This window comes from Shewanella sp. GutCb (genome assembly GCF_002836135.1).
Taxonomy (GTDB): domain Bacteria; phylum Pseudomonadota; class Gammaproteobacteria; order Enterobacterales; family Shewanellaceae; genus Shewanella.
In genome coordinates this window covers 1-9,460 of record NZ_PJBL01000042.1, presented here as the reverse complement: position 1 = coordinate 9,460, position 9,460 = coordinate 1, and the positions used below count along the sequence as shown (strand labels likewise).

Genomic DNA, 9,460 nt, shown 5'->3' with positions numbered 1-9,460 from the left:
GTCCCATTTAACGCCATCCGCTTTCTCAGAAATGGCCATTGCTGGTGCAGCCATTGCGACACCTGCTGCAGCTCCCATTCCCTTAATGAAATTGCGGCGTCCTAGCAGATCTTTATTGCTCATCTGTCATCACCCTATAGTTTTATTAGACGCAACAATGATATGACTGGAACCAGTTCCAAAACGAGAGTTAAGCAGAGCTTTATTTAAAACATTATGACAACATTTAGAAACTCAAGCTTAGATCTAATGTTTAAGATTTTTACTACTTTTGAGGTATTTTGGAATTAATTCCAAACAATGCACCAGCACTAATTATCAATCAATAAAACCAATGTAGCTCTGACTTTCCGAGCTTTTATTTGCTTTATACCATTAGGTGGAAATTAACAAAAATAACAATGTCACCACAACAATTATAATAAGCTCTCTGAAGTTGATTTATTGTAACCAGTGTCCATTTTTGGTCCCTAACACTCAAAAAGTTTTTCTATATGGTATAGAAAAATGTTGAGCGGCAGGCTTCTATGTCATCATGAGTCCATACTATTAAACCAACCGCTTGCTTCAGGGAAGTTATGGAATTAGAAGATATCTACCGCCAAGACCTAAGCTTATTAATCGCTCTGCAAATTTTGGTTGAAGAGCGCAGCGTGACTCAGGCTGCTAAGCGATTACACTTAAGTCAATCAGCGACAAGCCGCATTCTTGCTCGTCTACGAGAGATGCTCGACGATCCACTATTTTCCCGTGTTGGCCAACATCTTGTACCAACCCAGTTTGCACTCGATTGCTACCAGCAGTTACAACAACCGACTGGGCAACTCATTAGCTTATTAACCCCAAAAGCATTTGTTCCGTTTGATTGTGAACAACAGTTTTCTATCGCTGCAACAGATTATGCAATGCAAGCTTTAGTGCCTTTTATTCTGCCGAACATTTATCAACAGGCACCCAAAATTAGACTTGAGATACTACCGGTTCAGCATAACGAGCTGCAGGCGCAGCTCAGCGTGAAAGGCGCCGATATGGCAATCTGCCGCGCTATAGGTCAAACCGGACAGTTGCAGTACACCTTTCTGGGTAAAGTCGGCGTTAGCTGTTTACTATCACCCCATCATCCATTGGCAGATGCCGAGATCACCCTAGATGACTATCTGCATTACCCTCACGCAACCATTGCTATTAGTGATGGAGTAAAAGCGTTGCTCGATGATGAAATTAGCCAATATCCCGCGCGCACTGAACTGCTGAGGACACCGCATCTTGATACCGCCTTAGCCTTGCAATCAATCAACCCATTAATTATTACGTTACCTGAAGGCATGGCAGAAATAGCAGCCCTGCGCCATGGGCTAAAAGTTAAGCCTCTACCTTTTAAGTTACCCAGTTTAGATTACAACTTGTTCTGGCACTCTCGCAGTGAGCAAGATAAAGCGCAGCAATGGTTACGTAATGAGGTTATTACTGTGACTCAAAATTTGTTAAGTCAGTCTCCGCAGAACTGTTAATTCCACGAATTAAAGCAGGATTAATACAAAAAATAGACACAAAAAAGCCCAGTTATTTGCTGGGCTTTCTGACTTCATTAACAATGATTAAAGCTTAACAAGGACTCGACCTGTGACTTGGCCCTTAATGATGCGTTGTGCAAATTCAGGTACCTGTTCAAGCGCAATAGTCTCGCAGGCATCTTGATAATAACTTGCGGGGAGTAACTTAAGTACCTCTTCCCAAGCTGCTTGGCGTTTTTCAAATGGGCAAGATACAGAATCAACACCGAGCAAGTTTACCCCACGAAGGATAAATGGCATCACGGTCGTTGGCAGTGCAAAACCACCAGCAAGACCACAAATTGCTGCTGCACCACCATATTTCATTTGTGCTAATGCTGTCGCTAAGATTTTGTTACCTACAGTATCAACAACACCCGCCCAACGCTGCTTCTCTAGAGGTCTTGAGTCAACTTCAAGCTCGCTACGCTCTATTACTTCGCTAGCACCTAACTTAGTCAATAGAGGGCCATTCTGCTCAATACGCCCAGAGCTTGCCACTACGCGGTAACCTAATTGCGATAGTAAGGTCACTGCAACACTGCCGACACCACCACTAGCGCCGGTGACGAGTACATCACCATCGCTTGGCTTAATTCCAGCTTGCTGCAATGCTTGTACGCATAACATTGCCGTTAAACCAGCCGTACCTATTTGCATCGCTTTTGCTGCATCGCAATTCGTAGGCATAGGAACTAACCAATCCGCATTCACGCGGGCTTTCTCTGCTAAGCCGCCCCAGTGATTTTCACCTACGCCCCAGCCCGTTAAAATGACCTTGTCACCCGCTTTATAACGCTCGTCACTTGATTCAAGCACCGTACCTGCAAAGTCGATACCAGGCACCATAGGAAAATTACGGATAATTCTACCAACACCAGTAACCGCTAAGCCATCTTTGTAGTTCAGTGATGAACATGCAACAGCGACTAATACCTCACCTTCAGGCAGATCTGTCTCTGAGATTTGACGAACATTAGCTTGGGTAAGCTTTTCTTCTTGGGTCAAAACAAGCGCGTTAAACATGACAAGTTCCTATTTAAACTGATGAGAGAAGCATAGGCCATAAACATCTATGACTGAAGTGCATATTTTGCATAGAAATAATGCACTGGATGCATAGAGGTGTAACCACCTCATATTGATTAGTGTATAGAGCAATAATATAGCTAAATTGTCCCACAATAAACGACTCGACTTTATTCCTATATCCTCGCTTTTACTTTGCTACTACACTGAGTTATCGCATAAAAAACATACGAAGGATATAAGTATGATATATAGCAAACCAGGAACACCTGACGCCATCATTAATTTCAAATCACAGTATCAAAATTTTATTGGTGGTGAATGGGTTAAACCCGTCAATGGTGTCTATTTTGATAACCCTTCACCCGTCGACGGAAAAGTATTCTGTCAGATCCCACGCTCAGATACTAACGATATAGAGCTGGCACTTGATGCCGCCCACAAAGCCAAAGAGAGCTGGGGCAAAACGTCGGTCACCGAGCGTGCTAATATTCTATTGCGTGTTGCTGATCGTATTGAACAAAATATAGAGCTCCTCGCTATAGCCGAGACTTGGGATAATGGTAAAGCAGTACGTGAAACGTTAGCGGCCGATCTCCCTTTAGTTGTCGACCATTTCCGCTATTTTGCGGGGTGTATTCGAGCCCAAGAGGGCAGCGCTGCAGATATTGATGCCAATACTGTAAGTTATCATTTTCCTGAGCCATTAGGCGTTGTCGGCCAAATTATTCCTTGGAACTTTCCTATTTTGATGGCTGCATGGAAAGTTGCCCCCGCATTAGCCGCGGGTAATTGCGTGGTATTAAAACCTGCCGAGCAAACCCCGGCCTCGATTTTAGTGATGCTTGAGTTAATTGAAGACCTGCTCCCTAAAGGTGTGCTCAATGTGGTAAATGGTTTTGGCAACGAAGCGGGTCAGGCACTCGCTACCAGTAGTCGAATCGCTAAACTGGCCTTCACTGGCTCGACTGAAGTGGGTCATCATATTTTGAAATGTGCGGCTGAGTCGTTGATCCCATCAACGGTTGAACTTGGTGGTAAGTCTCCGAATGTCTATTTTGCTGATGTAATGGATCATGAGGATGCGTATCTCGATAAAGCCGTAGAAGGCATGTTACTGGCCTTCTTTAACCAAGGTGAAGTATGCACTTGTCCGTCACGAGCACTGATCCACGAGTCGATTTATGACAAGTTTATTGCCAAAGTCATTGAGCGCTGCAAAACCATTAAACAAAGCAACCCACTCGATACTGAAACGCAAGTGGGCGCTCAAGCATCACAAGAGCAATTTGATAAAATTCTCAGCTATCTGCAAATAGGTAAAGATGAAGGTGCTGAGGTATTGGTTGGTGGCGATCTCTGTAAGCTTGAAGGTGAACATAGCCAAGGTTTTTACATTCGCCCTACCATCTTAAAGGGCACTAATAATATGCGGATCTTCCAAGAAGAAATTTTTGGCCCCGTCATTTCAGTCACCACCTTTAAGGATGAAGCTGAAGCATTGGCCATCGCAAATGATACTCCGTATGGCCTTGGCGCGGGTGTATGGACACGCGATATGAATACCGCTCAACGAATGGGACGCGGTATTCAAGCGGGTCGAGTATGGATAAACTGTTATCACGCTTATCCTGCTCACGCTGCATTTGGAGGCTATAAGAGGTCAGGTATTGGTCGTGAGACTCATAAAATGATGCTAGATCATTACCAAAATACCAAGAATCTACTCATTAGCTACGATGTTAATCCACTAGGTTTCTTTTAGACAACATCAGTATCTTAGCAACATCTAAAGCCAAATGTAGTTCGCGATTTCACCGCCGCTATATTTGGCTTTCTATTTATCTGGAAAATCGAGATCTATCCCGCTGAATTTCCATAATGGAAATACCACCTTGCCTGCTTTTCACTATAAGAACCTAGCTAATAGGCCTTAATATATTACCCATACAATATTAATGGATATTACGCCATGGCGATTCAAGAACGACTTTCCCAGATCACCCGCGACCTAAATCTTTCTCCAAAGCAAAAATCTAATTTTTTAGCACTAGAAGCAGATTCTAGTTTGCCATATGTAGCGGTGTCGGAAGACGTAACACAAGCCATGGATTCGGGTATTATCTGCGACATGTTCGAAGGCCATGCACCATTTAAACCACGATATGTTTTGCCCGATTATGCCAAATACTTACAACAAGGCTCTGAATACTTAGAGTTAAGCCCAGCACAAGACTTAGATGAAGCACTTAATGCACTCACCATCCTTTACCACCATGTCCCTTCGGTAACTAATATTCCGGTGTATCTAGGTCAACTGGATGAGGTTTTGCTGCCATTCTGCCAAGGGATCGATACTGAGAACCTATACCGCAAACTAAAGCTATTTTGGATCATGCTAGATCGCACCCTTCCTGACGCCTTTATGCACGTGAACATAGGTCCAACGGATAACATTGTCTGCCGCACAATTTTAAGGATCGACGCAGAGCTTAAACAAATTGCACCCAACCTTACGTTTATGTACGATCCACAAGTGACTCCCGATGAACTACTACAAATTGCCGCGAGCAATATTTGTGAGTGCAGTAAACCGCATATAGCCAACTATCCAATGCACGCCAATAGCTATGATAAAAAAGGCTTTGGCATTGTTAGCTGTTATAACTCACTGCCACTGGCTGGCGGTGCTAACACCTTGGTAAGACTTAATCTAAAAGAGATTGCCCTAAGATCTAATGACATCAGTGATTTCTTTGACAATACGTTGCCGCAATACTGCCAGATAACCTATGAGCTAATTAATGCCCGTTGTCAGTATCTGCATGAAGAATCTAACTTTTTCAACAGTTTCTTAGTCAAAGAGGGGCTAATTGAAGAGTCACGCTTTGCACCTATGTTCGGAATTTATGGCATGGCTGAAGCCGTGAATATTCTGCAAGGTAATCCAGAGCTAACTGAATCTCATACAGAGAAACCAAGCCCTCACTACGGTCACCATCAAGCGGCGAATGAGCTGGGTCATAAAATATCTAAAGCACTGGATACCATCGTCAAATCAACTCCAGTTGACTATGGCTATAACGGCCGTGCGTTACTGCACTCTCAAGGCGGTATTAGTCTAGATAAAGATGTCACTCCCGGTGTGCGTATTCCCTATGGTACCGAGCCAAACCCAATAGCTCACATCAAAGCACTGGCGGAACATCATCAATATTATACTTCTGGGATCAGCGACATTCTCACGATTGATGAAACGGTTAAATCGAATCCACAAGCCATGTTCCAACTCTGTAAAGGCGCATTAAACTTAGGTTTTCGCGAGTTTACCGCTAACGTCGCCTCTAACGATTTGGTTCGTGTAACAGGCTACATGATTAAACTGTCAGACATTGCTCGTTTTAAAGAGGCGGGTTCACGCACTAATACCACAGGTTTAGGAGCAGAGGCGGCAATAAATACTAAGATCCTTGAGCGTCAACCACGTGTTGTTGCTCATGAAAATGCTCCAAGCTACGCGAAGTCGCATTAACTTGGATAGAGTCGCAACAGTTAATCAAATCATTCCTTTCTCTTGTGTAGATGGGCCTGGTAGCAGGCTTGTTATCTTTCTACAGGGATGTAATTTTAACTGTAAAAATTGCCACAATCCTCACACCATAGACTGGTGTGATAGTTGTGGCGATTGCGTACCAACCTGCCCAGCAAAAGCCCTCAAACTGATTACAGATGATAATAAAAGTCAGGTGGTTTGGGACCAACAATTATGCACCCAATGCGACATCTGTCTATCCGTTTGCCCCAAGCAATCAACGCCAAAAACACTGCGTTATAGTGTCGATGAACTACTCACTCTTATCCGCGCTCAAATGCACTTTATTAATGGTGTCACCATCAGTGGGGGGGAAGCCAGTTTGCAGCTGCCCTTTATTATTGCATTATTTCGAGAGATGCAGTTGAGCAAGGATTTAGCACACCTAAGCTGCATGATAGACAGTAACGGCAGTCTAAGCCTAAATGGTTGGCAACAAGTATTACCCTTTATACAAGGTGCCATGATTGATCTTAAATCTTGGCAACAAGACACCCACCGCTATATTACCGGTCGGGATAACCATCGTGTTTTTAGCGCATTGAAGCTGCTTGCCGAACAGGGGAAATTGTATGAGGTCCGTTTACTGCACATTCCAGAGGTCAGTGACTTCGATAGCGAAATCGATGCTGTGGCGAGCTATCTAGCCCAACTGCCGGTAGCTGTACGAATCAAGCTAAATGCATTTCAGCATCACGGGGTTACAGGCGACGCATTAATGTGGCCAAGTTGCACTGAGGCGCAAATTCAACAACTCGCGAATGCACTTGCTCGACGCGGCGTGAATAATCTCATTTTACCCAATCTATACCTATAGAAATGCTATTTAATCAGGTTACTGAAACTGCTGCCGAGTAAAGTCGACAAGTTGCTCATAGAACCAACGATGTGCAGGATCCTTCATGCTCTGCTTGTGCCACACCAAGCTATACGCAACCTCTCCGTAATCAAGCGGTAGTGCTTTAGTCACTAGGCCTCTAGCCTGAATGGCATTTTCGGCCCAACGGCGTGAACAAGTAAATAACAGCTCACTGTGATGACACATTAGGGCCGCACTGCCAAAGTCTGCCACCGACAAAGGCACTGCTCGATTTAGAGCCTGCTGGGCCAACTTCATCTCGAAAAAAGGTCTATTCAGATCTGTATCACTAATACCTATATGACTATATCCAAGATAGTCATCAATAGAGATATGATGTTGATTGGCTAAAGGGTGATTAGGATTCATTAAACACACCATCTCGTCATTTATTAATGTCTCCCACACCAATTCATGCTGCGCAATGGGCGGTTGGCTTCGGTCATGGGGCAGCACTATAAAATCTAAACTGCCTTTAACTAACCCCTCAAAACCGACACTGTCTTTAGCAAAGATGTCGAGTCGAATATTAGGGGCTAACAACAGTACATGTGCCGTTAGTTTAGCAGCAAGTAGCTCAAAGGTACTTTCTCGCATCGCCAAGGAAAATCGACCTTTATAGGCCGCAGGGGTGAAAGCCTCTTGGGTCACTAATAGGTTCATATCACTGATAATTTGGTGGACATTTGGACCTAAACGGCGTGCCAAAGGGGTTGCTACAAGCTTGTTTCCATGCCGATAAAACAGATCATCATCAAGACTTTGCCGTAGTTGACTTAGCGTTTTACTCACTGACGAGGGGCTTAAGCATAATCGTTCCGCACTCGCAGTTACGCTTAGCGTATCTAGCATGACATGCAAGGTGATCAGATGCTTCATACTGATCCGTGAAAGTTTAGCGAGATCCATTACAATGCTCATAGGTAACCAGTGTATCTATCTACTCAAATATAGAGATAAATGGCTTAAGAGGATATCTGCATTTCTCATATTCACGGGCCACTTCACGCTACACTGCTATTTTCCGCTACCCACTTTTTGCCGTATAATGAATTATTCATTAAGTAATGATCAAATTAGAGCTTTCATGCTCTCCATTACAGATTAAAATAATCTCAGCTCATACATTTTTAGGCAGGCCAGCATGTTTCATATAGCGCTTTACGAACCCGAAATAGCCCCTAACACCGGTAATATAATCAGATTAATCGCTAATAATGGCTGCAAACTGCACTTAATTGAGCCTTTGGGCTTTGATTTAGAAGATAAAAAGCTGCGCCGCGCCGGGCTAGATTATGCAGATTTGGCTAATGTAATTCATCATAAAAACTTCGAGTCTTTTCTCGAAGCAATGCAAGGCAAGCGAATTATGGCTTGTACGACCAAAGGCAGTCGCCCACATTCAGAACTCAGCTTTAAACAAGATGATGTGTTGTTATTTGGTCCAGAAACCAGAGGCTTACCTGCTGATATAATAGACTCAATTCCGACTGAACAACGTTTGCGTATTCCTATGATGTCGACGAGTCGCAGCCTTAATCTTTCAAATGCGGTTGCTATCATCAGCTATGAAGCTTGGCGACAACTCGATTACCAAGGCTCATAACAGCTCAGAGCACTTTAAATCAGCCGATGTCATATCTTCAAAATAACCACTAGACTTAGCAATGGTTGCTACTTGATATGAACTAATAATACGATAAAGCCTCTATTTTTAGGTTTTATCGTATCTAGGCCAACCTCAAATAAACCTCGCATCGTAATCACAATTATCGCCATGTAAAAATACTGTTGGAATATAAATACATAGTGCCTCTAAAAGTCATTCATTAACTTGGCCTCAATAAAGACTTAGCCAATCTATAAAACCACTGGTCACCTCGCATCTGAACGTATCAATATGAACTAATCTCAAAATTTATGAGACATCGTTACTGAGGTTTTAGGATCAAGCAACGTTTAGGCTGCTGAAGGCTTCCGGCTCCGACGAGAACATCGTTTCGTAAAGCTAAAACTATTTTAATACGCTATCTATTCGATACTGTTTTCCCATCAACAGGGCGACTCAATCTGTGGTTGCACCATCTATAAATATGAACCTAATGAGACCATTTAAGCTGGTAGAAGTGACTCGTCAACAATTCCACAATACTGGTATGCCGCTGGATCAGCTCCCAAATCACAGACGTAAAAAAGCCCGTTGCGTTAGCAACGGGCTGTTCACTCTCTTTCGAGACCAAACTTAGAAAGAGTGGCGCCTGAAAATGTTCGATTCGCACCTGGGCTATATCGGCCACAACACGATTATATCGATGCTATTGCCCCTGCATTCTGTGGTTCCGGCAATTCAGTAACGTAACAACACTCAAATCGCAGACGTAAAAAAGCCCGTTGCGTTAGCAACGGGCTATTCACTCTCTTTCGAGA

General features: G+C 43.5%; 8 protein-coding genes. 5 read left to right on the top strand and 3 right to left on the bottom strand.

Annotation, left to right across the window (positions count from 1 at the left end):
- Positions 1 to 123 (bottom strand): twin-arginine translocation signal domain-containing protein (locus CXF86_RS19665; protein WP_145991669.1); only part of this gene is annotated, 123 nt, incomplete at its 3' end.
- Positions 124 to 578: 455 nt separating this feature from the next.
- On the opposite strand from CXF86_RS19665, the gene CXF86_RS19660 reads away from it, so the two are divergent.
- The gene (locus CXF86_RS19660) at positions 579 to 1,511 is read left to right on the top strand and encodes a LysR family transcriptional regulator (protein WP_101089208.1); all 933 of its coding nucleotides are present in this window, start codon (positions 579 to 581) and stop codon (positions 1,509 to 1,511) included.
- Positions 1,512 to 1,598: 87 nt separating this feature from the next.
- On the opposite strand, the gene CXF86_RS19655 is transcribed toward CXF86_RS19660, so the two are convergent.
- Positions 1,599 to 2,579: an acrylyl-CoA reductase (NADPH) gene (locus CXF86_RS19655; RefSeq protein WP_101089207.1), complete on the bottom strand. Its 981-nt coding sequence runs from the start codon at positions 2,577 to 2,579 to the stop codon at positions 1,599 to 1,601.
- A gap of 247 nt (positions 2,580 to 2,826) precedes the next feature.
- Between CXF86_RS19655 and CXF86_RS19650 the strand changes: the two genes are divergently transcribed.
- From CXF86_RS19650 to CXF86_RS19640, 3 genes are all read left to right on the top strand, one after another.
- Entirely contained in the window at positions 2,827 to 4,347 is a 1,521-nt protein-coding gene (locus tag CXF86_RS19650; protein WP_101089206.1) for an acetaldehyde dehydrogenase ExaC, read from the top strand.
- Between the two features lie 207 nt (positions 4,348 to 4,554).
- Complete coding sequence (locus CXF86_RS19645; RefSeq protein ID WP_102039848.1) at positions 4,555 to 6,114, top strand: YjjI family glycine radical enzyme; 1,560 nt, start codon at positions 4,555 to 4,557, stop codon at positions 6,112 to 6,114.
- The gene (locus CXF86_RS19640; protein WP_257985423.1) at positions 6,080 to 6,991 is read left to right on the top strand and encodes a YjjW family glycine radical enzyme activase; all 912 of its coding nucleotides are present in this window, start codon (positions 6,080 to 6,082) and stop codon (positions 6,989 to 6,991) included. Before CXF86_RS19645 ends, CXF86_RS19640 begins: the two co-directional genes overlap by 35 nt.
- Positions 6,992 to 7,009: 18 nt before the next feature.
- Here CXF86_RS19640 and CXF86_RS19635 read toward each other — a convergent pair whose 3' ends face one another.
- A complete protein-coding gene (locus CXF86_RS19635) occupies positions 7,010 to 7,942 on the bottom strand; it encodes a LysR family transcriptional regulator (RefSeq protein ID WP_102039847.1) in 933 nt (310 codons plus the stop codon).
- Positions 7,943 to 8,177: 235 nt separating this feature from the next.
- On the opposite strand from CXF86_RS19635, the gene trmL reads away from it, so the two are divergent.
- A complete protein-coding gene (gene trmL / locus CXF86_RS19630; protein ID WP_101089203.1) occupies positions 8,178 to 8,639 on the top strand; it encodes a tRNA (uridine(34)/cytosine(34)/5-carboxymethylaminomethyluridine(34)-2'-O)-methyltransferase TrmL in 462 nt (153 codons plus the stop codon).
- Positions 8,640 to 9,460: the final 821 nt, after the last annotated feature.

Coding starts and splice junctions, on each gene's coding strand:
- CXF86_RS19660 (WP_101089208.1), top strand. CDS start 579: ATGGAATTAGAAGATATCTACCGCCAAGACCTAAGCTTATTAATCGCT.
- CXF86_RS19655 (WP_101089207.1), bottom strand. CDS start 2,579: ATGTTTAACGCGCTTGTTTTGACCCAAGAAGAAAAGCTTACCCAAGCT.
- CXF86_RS19650 (WP_101089206.1), top strand. CDS start 2,827: ATGATATATAGCAAACCAGGAACACCTGACGCCATCATTAATTTCAAA.
- CXF86_RS19645 (WP_102039848.1), top strand. CDS start 4,555: ATGGCGATTCAAGAACGACTTTCCCAGATCACCCGCGACCTAAATCTT.
- CXF86_RS19640 (WP_257985423.1), top strand. CDS start 6,080: ATGAAAATGCTCCAAGCTACGCGAAGTCGCATTAACTTGGATAGAGTC.
- CXF86_RS19635 (WP_102039847.1), bottom strand. CDS start 7,942: ATGGATCTCGCTAAACTTTCACGGATCAGTATGAAGCATCTGATCACC.
- trmL (WP_101089203.1), top strand. CDS start 8,178: ATGTTTCATATAGCGCTTTACGAACCCGAAATAGCCCCTAACACCGGT.